Below are 18,536 nucleotides of genomic sequence, written 5' to 3' on the forward strand. Positions count from 1 at the left end.
CCCTCGACCGCCGGCGCTCACCCCACCCACACCCGCACCCCAAAGGGGGCGTTCGGTGCGTTCAACGCACCGAACGCCACATTGGGGTGCTTTCGCCACCGGCCAAGGTGACGGGACAACCCAGGCGCGCACCCAGCCCTGCCCCGCCGCCTTGGGCCATCGCGCGCTCCACGCTTCGAGCCATCGCCGCAGCTCAGTCCGAAGTGGACGTTCCACCCCGCGCCAGCACCGAATGCCGCCGACTGTACCCGAAATACACAACCATCCCGAGCACGAACCAGATCGCGAACCGCAACCACGTCTCCGGCTTCAGGAACGTGATGAGCCAGATCGAGAACACCACCCCGATGATCGGTACCACCGGCATCCCCGGCGTCCGGAACGTCCGCGGCAGGTCCGGCCGCTTGTACCGCAACACGATCACGGCAATACACACCACCACGAACGCCAGCAGGATCCCGATGTTGGTGAGCTCGGCCGCCTCACCGATCGGCAGGAACCCGGCGATGATCGCCGACGCCACGCCCAGGATCCACGTGGTGCGCGTGGGCACCTTGCGCACCGGGTGCGTCTTGCCGAACCACTTCGGCAGCAGGCCGTCGCGGCTCATCGAGTAGCCGACGCGCGTGGCGCCGAGCAGGAAGGTGAACAGTACGGTGAGGATGCCGATGATGGCGCCGACCGCGATCACCGCGCCCAGCCAGCCCAGGCCCACCGACGCGAACGCGCTGGAGAACGCCGCCTCCGGGTCGATGTCCTTGTAGTTCACCATGCCGGTCAGCACGAGGCAGGCCAGCACGTACAGCACCATCGAGATCGCGAGCGAGTACAGGATCGCCTTCGGCATGTGCTTCTGGGAGTCCTTGGACTCCTCGGCCGCGGTGGACATGGCGTCGTAGCCGAACACGGCGAAGAAGACCGTGGCCGCGCCCGTGAACGCGCCGCTCACACCGAACGGGAAGAAGTTGCTGTAGTTGCCCGTCTTGATGTGGAAGGCGCCGACCACGATCACCAGCACCACGAGCGCGACCTTCAGGTACACCAGCAGCGTCTCGAATCGCGCCGCGTTCTTCATGCCCTGGTTGAGGATGAACGCGATGAGCAGGCACAGCACCACGGCGAACAGGTTCACCACGTACGAACCTGCCGCCACGCCTTCGGGCTCCGTGCCCGGCGCGCCCGACATCCACTGCGGCAACGAGACGTGCAGGAAGCCCAGCAGGTCGTTGAAGTAGCCGGAGATGCCGATGGCCACCACCGCGACGATCGCGGTGTACTCCAGCAGCAGGTCCCACCCGATGAACCACCCGACGATCTCGCCGAGCACCGCGTAGCCGTAGGTGTAGGCCGAGCCGGCCCGCGGGATCAGCCCGGCGAACTCCGCGTACGAGAACGCCGCCGCCGCGCTCGCGACGCCCGCGATGAGAAACGAGATCAGCACGGCGGGGCCGGCCGTCTGGTTGGCCACCGCACCCGCCAGCGAGAAGATACCGGCGCCGATGATGCCGCCGACGCCGATCGCCGTCAGCTGGCGCAGCCCCAGCGTGCGTTGCAGCCCGTCACCGCCGCTCTCGATCGTCTCGATCGGTTTGCGCCGGAAGATGCCGGACCCTGATCCCAGGCTGCGCGGAGCGGACATCGATGTCTCCTCATACGTCGTGAACCGAGCCCGGGTCACGGGCTCTGGCAGCGCACCGTACTAGGCCGTGTCCACTGTGTCACCGATGTTCCTGCGGACGAGCCGAGCCGGTCGGCGGTCTTCGCTGTCACGGAAGAATCAGGAAGGAACTCATCGTGCACCGCACCACCGGCCTCTCCGCCGGGATCTTCGGCGAGCACGCCCGCGTGCACACGAGAGTCCTGGTCGAGGAGATCGCCGAGGGCGGCTGGGGCATCGGCGACGCCGTACTCGCCCTCGCCCGGCTCCGAGGCGACTGAACCGGGATCTCAGCCCGCGGCAGTGTCCTCCGCGGCCTGGGAGGCGGCGCGGGCCGGACGTTTCACGTCGCCGGAGCGGACGGCGCCGACGGCGAAGAAGGTGAGGAGCTCGGCGATCTCGGGCGGATCGTCGAGCTGGGGGCAGTGGCCCCAGTCCTCGCGGACGAGGAGGCGGCTGTGCGACACGAGGGTGTGCAGGCGGCGCCCGGCGGCCGAGGACACGAGCTTGTCCTTGCCGCAGGCCACGACCAGGAGCGGGACGTGCACGCGGTCGAGCTGGTAGGCGTCGGCGAGCTCGGTGACGAGCTGGCGCGCCTGCTCCAGGCGGGAGGTGGTGGCGCGGTAGTCGGGGAAGAGGGTGGTGAAGCGGCGCACCTGGCCGGCGTCGGCCGTGCCCGCGTCGGCATACAGCAGGCGGGGGACGACCTGCTCGGCGACGGCGCGGACGAGGAACCCGGGCACGGGCAGGGGGAGCGCCGAGTACAGGCGCAGCGGCAACGGGTTGCGCGCGACCGTGCGGACGAGCCACGAGTCGACGAAGCCGGGCGCGGCGATCGACACGACCCCGCCGAGCGGCAGCCGCGGGTTCTGGGCCGCGCGCAGGCCGAGCGTGCCGCCGAGGGAATTGCCGGCCAGCACCACGAGGCCGAGCACGGCCTGCTCGCGCACCACGGCGGCGGCGAACGCGTCGAGCTGGGGGAGCATCGGGCCCGGGCGCAGGGGCTGGGCGTCGCCGAAACCGGGCAGGTCCACGGCCACGGCCGAGATGCCCGCGGTGGCGAGCTCGGCCAGCACGGGACGCCAGGTGTCGGCGCTGTCGCAGTAGCCATGGAGCAGCACGAGCCGGGGTGCGCGGGGCTTCTCGGTGCCGCGCTTGCGAGACCGCTTGGGTGCCTCGGCTTCCACCACCGGTGGACCGACTTCGAGCACCCGCGTCCGCACTCCGGCGAAGCGCCGGAAGGAGACCCGGACGGGATCCGGTTCGCTGCTGGGCCGACCGCCCCGGACAGCGGGTGCGGGCCGCTTCGATGCGGTCATGTCTACAGGTTAACCGTTCAAGGTCGAGTTCTGGTCGAACTTCGGGGGTAACAAGCCGATTGCGAACTCGGGGAGTTGACGGTTCACGGAATGCAGCGTACAAGCACCGGCCCGGGCTGATCCGTGACGGAAAAGCCCAGGCCGGAGGGGTTCTGTCGACTCAGCGGGCGAAGACGATCTTGCCCGCGGTCTCGCCGTCGAGCATTGCGCGGAAGCCTTCCGCGGCGTCCTTGAGGGGCAGTTCTGTGCCGATCCGGGGCTTGATGCCCTTGAGATCGAGGTAGCTCAGCATGTCGGCCAGCTCGTCGCGCGTGCCCATGGTCGAGCCGGCGACGCGCAGCTGCAGGAAGAACACGCGCTGCAGGTCGGCCGACGGGTCCGGGCCGCTCGTGGATCCCGACACCACCACGATGCCGCCCGGCTTGAGCGACTTCAGGGTGTGCGCCCAAGTGGCCTTGCCCACGGTCTCGAACACCGCGTCGACGCGTTCGGGCAGCCGTGCGCCGGACTCGAACGTCTGGTGCGCGCCGACGCTCTCCGCCACCGCGCGCTTCTCCTCGCTGCGGCCCGTCACCCACACGCGGAAGCCCGCCGCGCGCCCGAGCGCGACGAGCGCCGTGGACACGCCGCCGGAGGCGCCCTGAACCAGCATCGTCTGGCCGGGGCGCAGGCCGGACTTCACGAACAGCATCCGGTACGCGGTGAGCCACGCCGTGCCCATCGTTGCGGCTTCGGAGAAGGTGAGGCCGGCCGGCTTGGGCACCGCGTTGCGCGCGGGCACCACGACCTGTTCGGCGAACGTGCCCTGGTGCTTCTCGGTCAGCAGGGTGCGTTTCGGGTCGAGCGTGTCGTCGCCCTGCCAGCCCGGGGCGTTGACCACGGAGTGGATCACGACCTCGGTGCCGTCGTCGAGCGTGCCGGCGCCGTCGCAGCCCAGGATCATCGGGAACTGGTCGGGCTTGATGCCGACGCCGCGCAGCGTCCACAGGTCGTGCATATTGAGGCTGGCGGCCTTGACGTGCACCCGGACCCAGCCTTCGGGTACCTCGGGCTCGGGCCGCTCGCCGGCGACCAGAGAATCGAGCGGAGCCTCGGCGTTGGGTTCCTTCGCGTATACGGCGAACATGGCAGCAACCTACCGCCCCTGGGCGCGCCGACGCAGCCTGGCGCGCGTACGCTCACACCTGTGTTCAACGGGCTGGCCGACTGGTGGGACGGGGTCGAGCTGTGGCTCGCCCAGGCTTGGTTCCCCGTGCAGTTCGTGCTGGTCATGGTCGTGGTCGTGCCGCTGTGCCTGCTCGCCGCGTGGATCATCGACAAGCTCGTGGGCCGCTTCGCACGCTGGTTCGGCCCGGCCCGCGACGACGACAACCCGCCCTCTTAGGCTCACTCACCATGGTCAACCGTAGGCGGATCACCGCCGCACTCGTCGGTCTCCTCGTGCTGGTGCTCGGGGGCTGGCTCGTGAAGGAGAACGTCGGGGACTCGTCCTCGTCGGCCCCCGTCGCGCCGAGCACCTCCGCCCCGGCCGGTGCTTCGGGCGTCGCCGCGAAGCTGCCGGGCAGCGACTCCGGGTTGCCGGTGAAACCCTTGTCCGCCTTGCCCTCGCAGGCGCGCGACACGTGGAAGCTGATCGAGGCGGGCGGCCCGTACCCCTATCCGCGCAACGACAACGTCGTGTTCGAGAATCGCGAGAAAGTGCTGCCGCGGAAGCAATCGGGTTACTACCACGAGTTCACGGTGGCCACGCCGAAGAGCCCCGACCGCGGCCCGCGCCGCCTGGTCACCGGGCAGGCCAAGGAGCTGTTCTACACCGACGACCACTACGCGTCGTTCGTCGTCGTGGACCCGAGCCGGTGACGCCGGCCGACGAGGCGAAGGCCGCCGCGGACGAGGCTTTCGCGCGGGGCGCTTACCCGCACCTGGTCGACGGCGGCACGGTGGACAAGGCCTCCACGCTCGACGCGATCGCGAAGGCGATGTCCTTTCCGGACTACTTCGGCCGCAACCTCGACGCGTTGTACGACATGCTCACGGACCTGTCGTGGCTGCCCGCCGGCGAACACGTGCTGATCTGGCGCGGGTCGGAAGCCCTGCGCAAGGCCGAACCGAAGAACTACCTGGCGATCCGCAGCGTGCTTTCCGACGCTCAGCGCACGCTCGGCCCGGCGGACGGCAAAGCCGATTCCTGGCAGCTGACGGTCGTTCTGGCCGACTCGTAACGTCTCGATCCCCGCCGGCGGTACGGGGATCGAGACGTGTGTGCTCAGTCCGTGTTGTCTGCGGGGACCCAGTTCGGCTTGCGCTTCTGGGCGAAGGCGAGGATGCCTTCCTGGCCCTCCTCACTGGCGAAGAACCCGGCCGACAGCTCGTTCATCGCGGCGAAGCCTTCCGAGGGCGTCGCCGGACGCGGCTTGCTCAGCAGCGTTTTGGTCGCTGCCAGCGCCTTCGGGCCGCCGAGCGTCAGCGATTTCAGGTACCGCTCCACGGTCTGGTCGAGCTCAGTGGCGGGCACGGCAGCGTTGAGCAAACCGATCTCCACGGCCCGCTGCGCGTCGAACACGTCGCCGGTGAGGAACAACTCGTGCGCGGCCCGGGGGTTCAGCCGCGGCAGCACCGTCAGCGAGATCACGGCCGGGACCACGCCGATGCGGACCTCGGAGAACGCGAACGTGGCCTCAGGAGCGGCGACCGCGATGTCGCACGCGGCGACCATGCCGATGCCACCGGCGCGGGCGGGGCCGGCCAGGCGCGCGACGACGGGCTTCGGGCTGGTCCAGAGCTGGTCGAGGATCTTCGGGAACTCGTTCACGCCCTGGTTGCCGGCATCGGCGCCGCGGGCCTCCTTGAGGTCCATGCCGGCGCAGAAGACCGGGCCGGTGTGCGTCAGGAGCACCACGCGCACGGCGTCGTCCTCGCGGGCCCTGTCCAGCGACTCGCTCAGCTCTCGGCGCAGCTGCGCGGACAGGGCGTTGCGGTTGTGCGGGGAGTCGAGGGTGATCGTGGCGGTGCCGCCCACCACGTTGTAGTGCACCAGTTCGTCAACCATGGCACCACAATCGCACACGCGGGCGGCGGAGACCGCTGTGACGTGCGTCGGGGGCCGCCCGGACGTGGGCGGCCCCCGGCAGTATTCAACCTCCGGCGGGTCAGCGGATGGTGGCGGTCGTGAAGACTCGCCCTGGACGAGGCTGACCTGATGCGGGCCGACGATCGGGGCGTCGGCCTGGCAGTCGAACGAGACGGTGGTGGCCGCCGAGGCGGGCGGCGAAACCGACCGAGAATCACAGTTCCCATGTGCGGGCGGTGAAGACCTGGCAACAGGCGCGCCCAAAACGCGCATTGGATATGCCTGCCTGCGCAGGAGCGTGCTGCTACAGCGGTATCCGGGTCACGACGTCGGCGTAGCGGTGCAGCACGGCGGCGGCCACGCGCGGGTCGGTGCCCAGCGGTTCGGCGAGGAACACTCCGCGATCGGCCTCGCGGGCGTGCACCGCGATGCGATCCGGCAGCAGGCCGGGCGCGAGGAACCACGACGCGACGGCGAACCGCCGCACGCCCCGCGCCCGCAGCCGTGCCACGGCGGCGCGTACGTCGGGCTGCGCCGCGCTCGCGAACGCCTCGGTGACCGGCAGTCCCAGCTCACCTTCCCAGCGTGCGGCCAGGTCGGCGACGGCCGCGTTGGCCCCGGCGTTCGACGAACCGACGGCACTCACCACGACCCCGTCGCCGGGACCGAGGCCGGCCCCGGAGAGCCGGTCGAGCGCCACGCGTTCCAGCACCGGGTCGACGCCCAGGACGTCGGACACGCGCACGTCGAACCCGGGGCACTCCGCCCCCACCTCGGCGACGAGCGCGGGCAGGTCCACGCGCGCGTGGAACGCGCTGCCGAGCAGCAGCGGCACCACGACGGCAGCGCGGTGCCCCTGCGTGTACAGGCGGCGCAGGACGTCGGTGACCCGCGGTTCCGAGAGGTCCAGGAAGGACTCGTAGACCTCGATCCTCGGCGCCTGCACGCGCACGCGCTCCACGAGCCCCCGCACGGTCATGGCCGAGCGGGGGTCGCGGCTGCCGTGCGCGACGGGGACGAGGGGAGCCGTCACGGGAACCGTTCGCCGACCAGCCCGGCGGCGAGGGTGTCGCCGTCCTTCGGGTCGATCACGAGGAACGCGCCCGTGCGCGGGCTGTCGGTGTAGTCGTCCACGCCCAGCGGTTCGGCCAGGCGCAGCTCGACGCGGCCGATGTCGTTGAGATCCAACGATTCCGGATCGTCCACGCTGGACAGCGTCTGCTCGTCGAAGCGCGCCGTGAGCTCGGTGACGACCGCCTGCACCGTGCGCGTGCCGTGCTTCACGAGCAGGCGCGCGCCCGGCTTGAGCTGCTTCGACGAGAGCCAGCACAGGGTGGCGGTCAGCTCGTCGGTCACGCGGGGTTGACGGTCGGCCACGGCGATGAGGTCGCCGCGGCTGATGTCGAGGTCGTCGGCCAGCAGCAGGGTCACGGACGTGCCGGCGCCCGCCTCTTCCAGCGGCCCGTCGGCGGTGTCGATGCGCTCGACCGTGCTGCGCAGCCCGGCGGGGAGCACCACGATCTGGTCGCCCGGGCGGATGGTGCCGGCGGCGATCTGCCCGGCGTAGCCGCGGTAGTCGAGGTACTCGGGCGTGCGCGGCCGGATCACGTACTGCACCGGGAAGCGGAACGCCGCCTCGTGCGGGTCGGGCGCGACGGGCACGGTTTCGAGGTGCTCCAGCAGCGTCGGGCCGTCGTACCAGGGGGTGCGCTCGGAGGTGGTGGCGACGTTGTCGCCCTCCAGGGCGGAGACCGGGATGGTGACGACGGAGCCGTGGCTGTAGCCGAGGGATTCGGCGTGGGCGGCGAATTCCTTGGCGATGACGGAGAACGTCTCTTCGTCGTAGTCGACGAGGTCGATCTTGTTCACCGCCAAGACCAGGCGCGGCACGCCGAGCAGGGCGAGCACGGCGGCGTGGCGGCGGGTCTGCTCCACGACGCCCTTGCGCGCGTCGACCAGCAGCACCGCCAGCTGAGCGGTCGAGGCACCGGTCACCGTGTTGCGCGTGTACTGCACATGCCCCGGGGTGTCGGCCAGCACGAACGAACGCCGCGGGGTGGCGAAGTAGCGGTAGGCGACGTCGATGGTGATGCCCTGCTCCCGCTCCGAGCGCAACCCGTCGACCAGCAGGGACAGGTCCGGAGTGGACAGTCCCTTGTCCACCGACGCGCGGGTGACCGCGTCGAGCTGGTCGGCCAGCACCGATTTCGTGTCGTACAACAGCCGCCCGACGAGAGTGGACTTGCCGTCGTCGACGCTGCCCGCCGTGGCGAGCCTCAGCAGCGAACTCATCAGAAGTAGCCCTCCCGCTTGCGGTCTTCCATGGCCGCTTCCGACATCCGGTCGTCCGCCCGCGTCGCCCCGCGCTCGGTCAGCCGCGACGCGGACACCTCCGCGATCACGTCCTGCACGGTCACCGCGGTGGACTCGATCGCGCCGGTGCACGAGCCATCACCGACGGTCCGGTAGCGCACCGACAGTTCCCGCACCTGCTCGCCGGGACGGGGGCCGCCCCACGGACCTTCGGCCAGCCACATCCCGTCGCGCTGGTAGACCTCGCGCTGGTGGGCGTAGTAGATCGAGGGCAGCTCGACCTTTTCGCGCGCGATGTAGTTCCACACGTCGGCCTCGGTCCAGTTCGACAGCGGGAAAACACGGACCTGCTCGCCGGGGCGGTGGCGGCCGTTGTAGAGGTTCCACAGCTCCGGCCGCTGCCGGCGCGGCTCCCACTGCCCGAAGGAGTTACGCAGGCTGAAGATGCGTTCCTTCGCCCGCGCCCGTTCCTCATCCCGACGGCCGCCGCCGAACACGGCGTCGAACTTGTGCTCCGCGATAGTGTCCAGCAACGGTGTGGTCTGCAACGGGTTGCGCATCCCGTCCGCGCGCTCCTCCAAGCGGCCGTCGTCGATCCAGTCCTGCACCCGCGCCACGACCAGCCGCAGCCCGTGCTTCTCCACGACATGATCTCGGAAAGCGAGCACCTCGGCGAAGTTGTGCCCGGTGTCCACGTGCAGCAACGGAAACGGCACCGGCGCCGGCCAGAACGCCTTGATCGCCAAATGCAAGAGCAACGTCGAGTCCTTGCCACCGGAGAACAAGATCACCGGCCGGTCGAACTCACCCGCCACCTCCCGGAAGATGTGGATGGCCTCGGACTCCAGTGCGGCCAGGTTGTCTGTGGCCGCGTCAGCCGCGGGTTCCAGAGTGGTCATCGGTCCCTTCCTCAGCCGTGCAGTCCGCACTCGGTCTTCGACTGGCCGGCCCAGCGGCCGCTGCGCGGGTCCTGCCCGGCCTCGACCTTCGCCGTGCACGGCGCGCAGCCGATGGACGGATAACCCACCGATACCAACGGGTTTTCGAGCACGCCGTGGTCGCGGATGTAGCCGTTGAACTCGTCGTCGGTCCACGCGGCGAGTGGGTTGACCTTCACCAGGCCGTTGCGCTCGTCCCAGGTGACGATCGGGGTGTTCGCGCGGGTCGGCGCGTCCACGCGGCGCACGCCGGTGACCCACGCCGAGTACTTCGACAGCGTGTCGCGCAGCGGCACGACCTTGCGCAGGAAGCAGCACTGGTTGGGGTCTCGGGCGAACAGGTCCTTGCCGTACTCGGCGTCCTGCTCGGCCACGCTCTGCTCGGCCTGCGCGTTGACGATGGTCACGTCGGGGTACACGGTCTGCACGGCGTCGCGCGTGCCGATCGTTTCCGGGAAGTGGTACCCGGTCTCGAGGAACAAAACGTCCACATCGGATTTGACCTGGGTGGCCAGGTCGATGAGCACGGCGTCCTGCATGTTCGACGCGACGATGAAGTCGTCGCCGAACTGCTCGACCGTCCAGCGCAGGGCTTCCTCCGCGGTGGCCTGGGCCAACTCTTTCTCCGCGCGTTCGGCCAGGGTCCGGTGGTCAGCTGTGGCCGTCATCCGAGCGCCTCCTCCGGTAGGGACAGTCCGTGGAACTCCACCGAGAACCCGCGCCGGCAGGCGCCGCAGAGCCAGCCGCCGTCCTCGGCGGGGCGCAGGTCCTCGTCACCGCAGAACGGGCAATAGTAGGGCACCGCTCGTTCCGTCGAGGTCACTGCAGCAGGCTTTCGTCCGCACGCCCGACCCACTGCGCGAACCGCTCGCCGGGCTCACGGCCGTCGAGGTAGGCGCGGACCACGCGCTCGACGTACTCGACCAGCTCGTCGGCGACGACCTTGTGCCCACGCAGCTTGCGGCCGAAGCCGGCGTCGAGGCCGAGCCCGCCGCCGAGGTGCACCTGGAAACCCTCGACCTGGCGGCCGCCGGCGTCGGTGACGATCTGGCCCTTGAGCCCGATGTCCGCGGTCTGGATGCGGGCGCACGAGTTGGGGCAGCCGTTGAGGTGCACGCTGACCGGGTTCTCCAGATCGCCCTGGACGTCGGCGAGCCGCTTCTCGAGATCGGTGACCAGCGCCTGCGCGCGGGCCTTCGTCTCGACGATCGCGAGCTTGCAGAACTCCAGGCCGGTGCACGCCATCACGCTGCGCCGCCACGGCGAAGGCTTGGTGTGCAGGCCCAGCTCGGCAAGCTCCGTCTCCAGGCCCGGCACCTCGGTCTCGGGCACGTCGAGGACCACGAGCTTCTGCTGCGGCGTCAAGCGCACCCGCTCGGACCCCGCGCGTTCGGCGGCCTTGGCCACGGCGAGCAGCGTCTCGCCGTTCACGCGGCCGGCGACGGGCGCGGCGCCCACGTAGAACTTGCCGTCGACCTGCCGGTGCACGCCGATGTGGTCGATCGGGGCGGGCGGCACGTCGGGCGCGGGGCCGTCGAGCAGCGGGCGCTTGAGGTACTTCTCCTCCAGCACCTCGCGGAACTTCGCAGCACCCCAATCCTTGACCAGGAACTTGATGCGGGCGCGCGAGCGCAGACGGCGATAGCCGTAGTCGCGGAAGACGCTGATCACGCCCTCCCACACGTCCGGCACCTCGTCGCGCGGCACCCAGGCGCCGAGGCGCTGGCCGATCATCGGGTTGGTCGACAGGCCGCCGCCCACCCAGACGTCGAAGCCGGGACCGTGCTCGGGGTGGTTCACGCCGACGAACGCGACGTCGTGGATCTCGTGCGCCACGTCCTGCTGGCCCGAGATCGCGGTCTTGAACTTGCGTGGCAGGTTCGCGTACTGCGGGTCGCCGATGTAGCGGCGCTTGATCTCCTCGATGGCGGGCGTGCCGTCGATGATCTCGTCGGCCGCGATCCCCGCGACGGGCGAGCCCAGGATCACGCGCGGGCTGTCGCCGCACGCCTCCATGGTGGTCATGCCCGCGTTCTCGAGCTTTTGCCAGATCGTGGGGACGTCCTCGATCCGGATCCAGTGGTACTGGATGTTCTGGCGGTCGGTGATGTCCGCGGTGCCGCGCGCGTGCGTCTGCGAGATCTCCGCCAGCACCGCGAGCTGCTGCGTGGTGAGCATGCCGCCGTCGAGACGCACGCGCATCATGAAGTAGCGGGCGTCCAGCTCTTCGGGCTCGAGCGTGGCGGTGCGGCCGCCGTCGATGCCTTCCTTGCGCTGGGTGTAGAGGCCGAACCAGCGGAAGCGGCCGCGCAGGTCGCCCGGGTCGATCGAGTCGAAGCCGCCGCGGGCGTAGATGTTCTCGATGCGCCCGCGGGCGTTGAGCGGGTTGTCATCCTTCTTCGACCGCTCGTTGGGGTTCAGCGGCTCTCGGTAGCCGAGCGCCCACTGTCCCTCGCCGCGCTTCTGCCGCGGGCGGCTCTTCGCGGGGGTTTCGCGCGTGGGTGAGGCCATGAGGAGTCCTCCGGTTAGTGGCTCCGGACGCCGCTGAGGTCGTGCCGCTTAGTGGCGGGCAACAGGGGATTGCGGCGGGTCCGGCGCCTGCGGTCCAGCTTCGGTGGGCTGAGCGTGGTGGGCTGGGTCGGGCGTCGGGAGTCAGCGGCGAGGGCGGCAGAGCGCGCTCGCGACCCGCAGAAGGTCGACGTGGCGGCGCGCCACGAGAAGGACACCGGCAGGACTCACCGCGTCAGACAACCACGCGTTCAGAACGTGGTTCAAACGCGTCCGGATCGTGGGAGGGCGTTCACGGGGGGCTTGCGTGTGCGCCGCCGATGTGGGTGGCGGATGCCGCTGCCTGCGGTTTTGTGCCGCGGCAGGGCTGCGGCGGGCGGCCGTCCGGGTGAGGTTCGGGCCGGGTCGGGCGGCGGTGGGGTTCGTTCGGCGGCCGAGCTTCCGCCCGGGTGGCGCGGGGCCGGGCGAGCACCCGGGCGGCGCGAGGGACAATGGACGTCGTGCCTGACGTAGCCGAGATGCCAGCCGAGACCGGATTGCCTGAAAGCGCCCTGGAGGGGCTGGGGCGGCGGCCGTTCGGCGTCTACGTGCACGTGCCGTTCTGCGCGACGCGCTGCGGGTACTGCGACTTCAACACCTACACCGCCGGAGAGCTGGGGTCGGCGGCGTCGCCGAGGTCGTGGCTCGACGGATTGCGCCAGGAGCTGGAGCTGGCCGCGCGGGTGCTGGGGGAGCCGCCTGCGGCCGACACGGTGTTCGTGGGCGGGGGCACGCCGTCGTTGCTGGGCGCGGACGGCCTGGCGGAAGTGCTGGACGTCGTGCGCGGCGCGTTCGGGCTGGCGCCGGGCGCCGAGGTGACGACCGAGTCCAACCCCGAGTCGACCTCGCGCGAGTTCTTCGAGCGGATCCGGGCGGCCGGGTACACGCGGGTGTCGCTGGGGATGCAGTCGGCCGCGCGGCACGTGCTGCGGGTGCTCGACCGCGTGCACACGCCCGGTCGGCCCGTGGACGCCGCGCGCGAGGCGCGGGCCGCCGGGTTCGAGCACGTGAACCTCGACGTTATCTACGGCACGCCCGGCGAGCGCCCGGAGGACCTGCGGGCCTCGCTCGACGCCGTGCTGTCCGCGGGCGTCGACCACGTCTCGGCGTACGCGCTGATCGTGGAGGAGGGCACCGCGCTCGCCCGCCGCGTGCGCCGCGGGGAGCTGCCCGCGCCCGACGATGACGTGCTCGCCACCGACTACGAGATGATCGACTCCGTGCTCTCGGCCGCCGGCCTGCGGTGGTACGAGGTGTCCAACTGGGCCACCGGCGACGCGGCCCGCTGCCGGCACAACCTCGGCTACTGGCAGGGCGGCGACTGGTGGGGCGCGGGTCCCGGTGCGCACAGCCACGTGGGCGGCGTGCGCTGGTGGAACGTCAAGCACCCGGCCAAGTACACGTCGCTGCTGGCCGAGGGAAACAGCCCCGAGGCCGGTCGTGAGCTGCTCACGGAGCAGGACCGGCACCTCGAGCGCATCATGCTCGAACTCCGTGTCGCGGAAGGACTCGCACTCGACGCGCTCGATGCCGCCGGCATCGCCGAAGCCCGCGCCGCGGCGGCGGAAGGACTCCTGGAACCGTCCGTTCTGGACAGTCGCGGCCGCGCCGTGCTGACGGACCGCGGGCGGCTGCTCGCCGACGGTGTGGTCCGCCGCCTGGCCGGCTGAATTTTCGCTCAGCGGGCATAAACCCGGCGGATGGTTCGTTGGTCGAAGTATCGACGAGCGAGGGAGTCGCGGATGCCGCAGGCGGTCAGGTACAGCGAACACGGCGGGATCGACGTCCTGAGGGTGGAAGACGTCGCCCGGCCGGTGCCCGGCCCCGGCCAAGTGCTCGTGGAGGTCAGAGCTGCCGGGATCAACCCCGGTGAAGCCGCCATCCGCGAAGGCGTGTTCGCGCAGCAGTTCCCCTCGACGTTCCCGTCCGGGCAGGGCAGCGACCTGGCCGGCGTGGTCGCCGAGCTGGGTGCGGACGTCGACGAGATCGAGCTCGGCGACGAGGTGATCGGCTTCGTGCACACCCGGTCCAGCCAGGCCGAGTTCGTGCTGGTCGACGCCGAGAACCTGACTCCGAAACCCAGCGGCGTGTCGTGGGAGGTGGCGGGCGGGCTGTTCGTCGCCGGCACCACCGCGTACGCCGCGGTGCGCGCGATCGGCCTGCGCGAGGACGACACCCTCGTGGTGTCCGGGGCGGCGGGAGGTGTCGGCTCCCTGGTCGTGCAGCTGGCGAAGCTCACCGGCGCGACCGTGGTCGGGATCGCGAGCGAGGCCAACCACGCGTGGCTGGAGGAGCAGGACGTGCGCCCGGTGGCCTACGGCGAGGGTCTCGAAGACCGTATCCGCGAGGTCACCGGCGGCAAGGTCGACGCGTTCATCGACACCTACGGCGACGGTTACGTCGAGCTGGCGCTGCGCCTGGGCGTCTACACAGGACGGATCGACACCGTGATCGACTTCGCCGCAGCGCGGAAGTACAACGTGAAGACCGACGGCAACATGGCCGCCGCGAGCGCCGAGGTCATGCGCGACCTCGCCGCGCTGGTGGACAAGGGCCTGCTCGAGGTGCCTGTCGCGGCCACGTACCCGCTGGCGCAGGTGCGGGACGCCTACCGCGAGCTGGAACGGCGCCACACGCGCGGCAAGATCGTGCTCAAGCCCTGACGAGGCTCTGCAGTCCGCCCACGAACATCGCGAGGGCGAACTCGAAGCGGTCCTTGCTCGTCTCGCCGGTGAAGAACTGCCCGGACTGCAACAGGTTCGGGAACGCGCCGGCCGGCAGGGACCGCATGTAGCCGGCCATCTGACGGCCGCGTTCGGCGACTTCCGCCTCGTCGTAGTCGCCGAACGTCCAGCTGCTCGCCTCGTAGGCGTAGGCCTTGGCGTACAAGCTCAACGCGTCGCCCGCGAACACCGCCTGCTTCAGATCCAGCCCCCCGGCGCGCAGGATCGCGAGCATCGCCTCGCCTTGGCGCAGTGAGTGGGGCGTGACGGGCACCGGCGTGTTCCACGCGACCTTCGCGATGCCGGGATAGGCCACCATCGCGCGGACCTGCTGCCGCACCTGCTCCTTCACCTGCTCGGCCCAGTTTTCGGGATCCGGCTCCGGCACCGGCACGTCGCCGAGCACGGCGTCGAGCATGAGCTCGTCGAGCTCCTCCTTGTTAGCCACGTGTGCGTAGAGCGACGCGGGCCCGGTCTCCAGTCGCTGCGCGATCCGGCGCATCGACACGGCCTCGAAGCCCTCGGCGGCGAGCATCTCCAGCGCCGTCTTCACCACCAGATCCCGTGACAGCAACGGCTTTTCGGCGCGCCGGCGGGGGCTCGGGCTACGGCGCCACGGCGGGGGCGGGACGGTCATGGACAGCAGCCTAGACGAATACCGGGCTTGACTCGAACGCCGTTCGTCGATAGAACGGTGTTCGTTATAACGAACGCCGTTCGACAAGGAGCGCGTCATGACCCAGCAGGAAGAAGTCCTCGCCGTGCTCGGCCGCCTCGCCGACGCCTGGAACAGCGGTGACGCCGCCGCGTTCGCGAGCTTGTTCACCGAGGATGCCGACTACGTGACGTTCTTCGGCATGCAGCTGTCCGGCCGCGAGCTGATCGAGAGCTCGCACCGCGCGTTGTTCGAGGGGCCGCTTCGGGGTTCGACGATCGGGGGGCCAGGCGACGCGTCGGTGCGCTTCCCACGCGAGGACGTCGCGATCGTCGTCTCCGGCGGCGGTTCGGCGCTCGACGGGGGCGACGCCGCTGCTCAGGGGCGGGCGAGCACGGTGACGTTCGTGCTGGTCCGCTCGGAAGCGGGCTGGTTGATCACGGCGTTCCAGAACACCCGCGTGCGCGATCCGCGCGCCGCGGCGTGATCCGTTCTGCCGGAGTGGAGCGGATGATCGCGCACGGCACGACGCGGGTCCGCAGCTATGCCCAGGTCGACGTCGACTGCGGGCTGGAGACGCTCGACGCCGCGCTGGCCGCGAAGGAGAAGTTCGCGGACCGAGCCGAGGTGCACGTGATCGCGTTCGCCCAGGCGGGGATCCTCCGCGAACCGGGCACGCTGGACGTCCTCGACACGGCTCTGCGGTTTGGCGCGACGGCGATCGGCGGCCTCGATCCGGGCACGCTGGACCGCGACCCGAAGGGCGTGCAAGACCGTCCGGTCCCGGCCGCGATCCATCACCGCGCTCGTCGGCGTCTCGCCGTCCACCAGGAACGATGTCCGCCCGGTCGCCCGCCGCGAGCCCGGGCGATCCGACACCCCGGCCAGGCAGGGCACGTCGTGGCTCAGGATCGAAGCCCCGCCCGTCGTCGCCACCGCCAAGGCCGGCTCGATGTGCTCGCCCCGCCGAAACCCGCGCGTGAACGCCGGCTGGGAGTCCGTACGGCAACTGCGACCTGCTGGACCAGACGTGGCAAGACGGCGTGGTCGTGGCCGACGGCATAGCCGTTGTCTGACCAATGCCGCTAGGCGGGACGGGGGACGGGCGCGTACGGTAGAGGCCAGATTAGGTAAGCCTTAGTGAATGGGTGGTGTCCGATGGCCGGTGCTCCGGCGCGCAAGGGAAACCCGGGCGTGCGCTTGTCGGTTCTGCGCAAGGAGAACCTGACCCCGCACATGATCCGGATCGTGGCCGGGGGCGAAGGCCTGCGCGATTTCACGCCCAACGCGTTCACCGACGCGTACGTGAAGGTGATCTTCAAGGTGCCGGGCGTCGAGTACCCGGAGCCGTTCGACCTGCAGCGCATCCGTGCGGAGTTCCCGCGTGAGCAGTGCCCGCGGATGCGCTCGTACACCGTGCGGTCCTACGACGAAGCGGCCGGCGAGCTCGTGCTCGACTTCGTGGTGCACGGCGACGAGGGGCTGGCCGGCCCGTGGGCGATGCGGGCGCAGCCGGGCGACGAGCTGCTGCTCGCGGGCCCCGGTGGCGTGTACGCCCCGCGCGCCGACGCGGGTTGGCACCTGCTCGTCGGCGACGAGGCCGCGTTGCCGGCCATCGCCGCGTCGCTGGAGGTCATGCCGGCGGGCGCGCGGGCGCACGTGTTCCTGCTCGTGTCCGACGCCTCGGAGGAGCAGCCGCTGGTGACGAAGGCCGACGCGCAGATCACGTGGCTGCACCGGTCGGCTGGTGCGGACCTCGCGGCCGAGGTGAAGGCGCTGCCGTGGCCGGGTGAGGACGTGCACGCGTTCGTCCACGGCGAGGCCGGCTTCGTGCGCGAGCTGCGGCGGTATCTCTTCGCCGAGCGCGGCGTCGCGAAGGAGTCGGTGTCGATCTCCGGCTACTGGCGCGAGGGCAAGAACGACGAGGCGTGGCGCGAAGAGAAGGCGGCCGAGCGGGCGCGCGAAAGGGCGTAATGTCGCCGGCATGAACGTGGAGACCGACCCGTCTTCGGCGGGGTTCGACGCTGACCGTCTGAAGCGGATCGACCGGCACTTCGACGCCTATGTGGACGACGGGCGGCTGCCCGGTTACCTCGCGGTGGTGAGCAGGCACGGGCGCATCGTCCACGTCGCTTCCCACGGCAAGCGGGACGTCGAGTCGGGCGCCCCCGTAGAGCACGACACCATCTGGCGCATCTTCTCGATGACCAAGCCGATCACCTCGGTGGCGGCGATGACCTTCGTCGAAGAGGGCGTGATCGACCTCACCGACCCGATCTCCCGCTGGCTGCCGGAGTTCGCGGCGCCGCAGGTGTACGTGAAGGGCTCGGCGCTGAGCCCGGTGACGGTGCCCGCGATCGAGCCCATTCGCCTGTGGCACCTGCTCACCCACACCAGCGGCCTCACCTACGGCTTCCACCACACCCACCCCATCGACACGATCTACCGCGCCGCGGGCTTCGAGTGGGGCACCCCGCCGGGTCTGGACCTCGCCGCCTGCACCCGCGCGCTGGCCGAGCTCCCCCTCGTCTTCCAGCCGGGCAGCGAGTGGAACTACTCCGTGTCGACGGACGTCCTCGGCCGCCTCGTGGAGGTCCTCGCGGGCAAGCCCCTGGACGAGGTCTTCGCGGAGCGGATCTTCGGGCCACTGGGCATGACGGACACCGGCTTCTTCACGAAGGACACGGACCGCCTGGCGGCCCTGTACGTCGCTCATCCGCGGACCAAGCTGCCCACCCGCAACGAGGCTTTCGGCTCCATCGGGGTTTCGCGGCCGGACTCGTTCTCGGGCGGCGGTGGGCTCGTGTCCACCGCTGCCGACTACCACCGCTTCACACAAATGCTGCTGCGCGGCGGCGCGCTGGACGATGCGCGAATCCTGGGGCCGCGCACGGTGTCGATGATGGCGAGCAACCACCTGCCGGGTCACGTCGATCTCGAGGCCTACGGCCGGCCGCTGTTCGCGGAGATGCCGTTTGACGGGTTCGGGTTCGGCCTCGGGTTCTCCGTGCTGGAGGACCCGGTGAAGGCGAAGACCCTGTCGAGCGCCGGTGAGTACGCCTGGGGCGGGGCCGCGTCGACGGCGTTCTGGGTGGATCCGGACGAGGACCTGACGGTGGCGTTCTACACGCAGCTGCTGCCGTCGAGCACGCATCCGATCCGGCAGCAGTTGCGGCAGCTGGTGTATCAGGCGCTGGTCGACTGAGCCGGCTGGTTTTGACCGGTGCCGGGGATCGGCCTGGTTCTCGTCCCCGGTGCCGGTCCACGACTTGCAGGCGGGCGCTTCGGCGGCCCGCCTGCGAACCGTGGATGGG

At 70.5% G+C, this 18,536-nt stretch carries 22 protein-coding genes; 10 read left to right on the forward strand and 12 right to left on the reverse strand.

The window, feature by feature from the left end:
• Window positions 1-193: 193 nt before the first annotated feature.
• Window positions 194-1,639 carry an amino acid permease gene (locus AB0F91_RS23650; protein WP_360600493.1) on the reverse strand — a complete coding sequence of 482 codons (1,446 nt, stop codon included), beginning with the start codon at window positions 1,637-1,639 and terminating at the stop codon, window positions 194-196.
• 155 nt (window positions 1,640-1,794) lie between these two features.
• On the opposite strand from AB0F91_RS23650, the gene AB0F91_RS23655 reads away from it, so the two are divergent.
• A complete protein-coding gene (locus AB0F91_RS23655) occupies window positions 1,795-1,938 on the forward strand; it encodes a hypothetical protein (protein ID WP_360600495.1) in 144 nt (47 codons plus the stop codon).
• A 9-nt stretch (window positions 1,939-1,947) separates the two neighbouring features.
• Here the strand turns inward: AB0F91_RS23655 and AB0F91_RS23660 are convergent, their stop codons facing one another.
• Both AB0F91_RS23660 and AB0F91_RS23665 read right to left on the reverse strand, forming a co-directional pair.
• Entirely contained in the window at window positions 1,948-2,976 is a 1,029-nt protein-coding gene (locus AB0F91_RS23660; RefSeq protein ID WP_360600497.1) for an alpha/beta hydrolase, read from the reverse strand.
• A gap of 160 nt (window positions 2,977-3,136) precedes the next feature.
• Window positions 3,137-4,102: a zinc-binding dehydrogenase gene (locus AB0F91_RS23665; protein WP_360600499.1), complete on the reverse strand. Its 966-nt coding sequence runs from the start codon at window positions 4,100-4,102 to the stop codon at window positions 3,137-3,139.
• A 60-nt stretch (window positions 4,103-4,162) separates the two neighbouring features.
• Here AB0F91_RS23665 and AB0F91_RS23670 point away from each other — a divergent pair, with 60 nt between their 5' ends.
• The 3 genes from AB0F91_RS23670 to AB0F91_RS23680 are packed head-to-tail and all read left to right on the forward strand — an operon-like array spanning window position 4,163 to window position 5,198.
• Entirely contained in the window at window positions 4,163-4,360 is a 198-nt protein-coding gene (locus tag AB0F91_RS23670) for a hypothetical protein (RefSeq protein WP_360600501.1), read from the forward strand.
• An 11-nt stretch (window positions 4,361-4,371) separates the two neighbouring features.
• Window positions 4,372-4,836: a ribonuclease domain-containing protein gene (locus tag AB0F91_RS23675; RefSeq protein WP_360600503.1), complete on the forward strand. Its 465-nt coding sequence runs from the start codon at window positions 4,372-4,374 to the stop codon at window positions 4,834-4,836.
• Window positions 4,833-5,198 carry a barstar family protein gene (locus AB0F91_RS23680; protein WP_360600505.1) on the forward strand — a complete coding sequence of 122 codons (366 nt, stop codon included), beginning with the start codon at window positions 4,833-4,835 and terminating at the stop codon, window positions 5,196-5,198. The genes AB0F91_RS23675 and AB0F91_RS23680 overlap by 4 nt, the downstream gene beginning before the upstream one ends.
• Before the next feature lie 44 nt (window positions 5,199-5,242).
• Here AB0F91_RS23680 and AB0F91_RS23685 read toward each other — a convergent pair whose 3' ends face one another.
• The 8 genes from AB0F91_RS23685 to AB0F91_RS23720 form a co-directional block, all read right to left on the reverse strand.
• Complete coding sequence (locus AB0F91_RS23685; RefSeq protein ID WP_360600507.1) at window positions 5,243-6,025, reverse strand: enoyl-CoA hydratase family protein; 783 nt, start codon at window positions 6,023-6,025, stop codon at window positions 5,243-5,245.
• Window positions 6,026-6,350: 325 nt separating this feature from the next.
• Window positions 6,351-7,079 (reverse strand): sirohydrochlorin chelatase, encoded by a 729-nt coding sequence (locus tag AB0F91_RS23690; protein WP_360600509.1) that lies wholly within the window; start codon window positions 7,077-7,079, stop codon window positions 6,351-6,353.
• On the reverse strand, window positions 7,076-8,338 hold the full coding sequence (locus AB0F91_RS23695) for a GTP-binding protein (RefSeq protein ID WP_360600511.1): 1,263 nt from the start codon (window positions 8,336-8,338) through the stop codon (window positions 7,076-7,078). The genes AB0F91_RS23690 and AB0F91_RS23695 overlap by 4 nt, the downstream gene beginning before the upstream one ends.
• Window positions 8,338-9,258, reverse strand: coding sequence for a sulfate adenylyltransferase subunit CysD (cysD, locus tag AB0F91_RS23700; RefSeq protein WP_360600513.1), 921 nt, complete (start codon window positions 9,256-9,258; stop codon window positions 8,338-8,340). Before cysD ends, AB0F91_RS23695 begins: the two co-directional genes overlap by 1 nt.
• Window positions 9,259-9,269: 11 nt before the next feature.
• The gene (locus AB0F91_RS23705; RefSeq protein WP_360600516.1) at window positions 9,270-9,965 is read right to left on the reverse strand and encodes a phosphoadenylyl-sulfate reductase; all 696 of its coding nucleotides are present in this window, start codon (window positions 9,963-9,965) and stop codon (window positions 9,270-9,272) included.
• Window positions 9,962-10,120, reverse strand: coding sequence for an Insertion element protein (locus tag AB0F91_RS23710; protein WP_360600518.1), 159 nt, complete (start codon window positions 10,118-10,120; stop codon window positions 9,962-9,964). Before AB0F91_RS23710 ends, AB0F91_RS23705 begins: the two co-directional genes overlap by 4 nt.
• Window positions 10,117-11,808 carry a nitrite/sulfite reductase gene (locus AB0F91_RS23715; protein ID WP_360600520.1) on the reverse strand — a complete coding sequence of 564 codons (1,692 nt, stop codon included), beginning with the start codon at window positions 11,806-11,808 and terminating at the stop codon, window positions 10,117-10,119. Before AB0F91_RS23715 ends, AB0F91_RS23710 begins: the two co-directional genes overlap by 4 nt.
• Before the next feature lie 141 nt (window positions 11,809-11,949).
• Window positions 11,950-12,036, reverse strand: a complete 87-nt coding sequence (locus AB0F91_RS23720; protein ID WP_360600660.1) for a putative leader peptide — start codon at window positions 12,034-12,036, stop codon at window positions 11,950-11,952.
• 287 nt (window positions 12,037-12,323) lie between these two features.
• Between AB0F91_RS23720 and hemW the strand changes: the two genes are divergently transcribed.
• Window positions 12,324-13,514: a radical SAM family heme chaperone HemW gene (gene hemW / locus AB0F91_RS23725; protein WP_360600662.1), complete on the forward strand. Its 1,191-nt coding sequence runs from the start codon at window positions 12,324-12,326 to the stop codon at window positions 13,512-13,514.
• Window positions 13,515-13,586: 72 nt separating this feature from the next.
• Entirely contained in the window at window positions 13,587-14,507 is a 921-nt protein-coding gene (locus AB0F91_RS23730; RefSeq protein WP_360600522.1) for an NADP-dependent oxidoreductase, read from the forward strand.
• Here the strand turns inward: AB0F91_RS23730 and AB0F91_RS23735 are convergent.
• Complete coding sequence (locus AB0F91_RS23735) at window positions 14,497-15,204, reverse strand: TetR/AcrR family transcriptional regulator (RefSeq protein WP_360600524.1); 708 nt, start codon at window positions 15,202-15,204, stop codon at window positions 14,497-14,499. The genes AB0F91_RS23730 and AB0F91_RS23735 overlap by 11 nt on opposite strands.
• 97 nt (window positions 15,205-15,301) lie before the next feature.
• Here AB0F91_RS23735 and AB0F91_RS23740 point away from each other — a divergent pair, with 97 nt between their 5' ends.
• The 4 genes from AB0F91_RS23740 (at window position 15,302) to AB0F91_RS23755 (ending at window position 18,427) form a co-directional block, all read left to right on the forward strand.
• A complete protein-coding gene (locus AB0F91_RS23740; protein ID WP_360600526.1) occupies window positions 15,302-15,709 on the forward strand; it encodes an SgcJ/EcaC family oxidoreductase in 408 nt (135 codons plus the stop codon).
• Window positions 15,706-16,287 (forward strand): hypothetical protein, encoded by a 582-nt coding sequence (locus tag AB0F91_RS23745; RefSeq protein WP_360600528.1) that lies wholly within the window; start codon window positions 15,706-15,708, stop codon window positions 16,285-16,287. Before AB0F91_RS23740 ends, AB0F91_RS23745 begins: the two co-directional genes overlap by 4 nt.
• A gap of 93 nt (window positions 16,288-16,380) precedes the next feature.
• Window positions 16,381-17,196 carry a siderophore-interacting protein gene (locus tag AB0F91_RS23750; protein ID WP_360600530.1) on the forward strand — a complete coding sequence of 272 codons (816 nt, stop codon included), beginning with the start codon at window positions 16,381-16,383 and terminating at the stop codon, window positions 17,194-17,196.
• Window positions 17,197-17,206: 10 nt separating this feature from the next.
• Window positions 17,207-18,427, forward strand: a complete 1,221-nt coding sequence (locus AB0F91_RS23755; protein WP_360600532.1) for a serine hydrolase domain-containing protein — start codon at window positions 17,207-17,209, stop codon at window positions 18,425-18,427.
• Window positions 18,428-18,536 lie beyond the last annotated feature (109 nt).

The sequence above is a fragment of the Amycolatopsis sp. NPDC023774 genome (assembly GCF_040639695.1).
In the GTDB taxonomy this organism is placed as follows: Bacteria; Actinomycetota; Actinomycetes; order Mycobacteriales; family Pseudonocardiaceae; genus Amycolatopsis.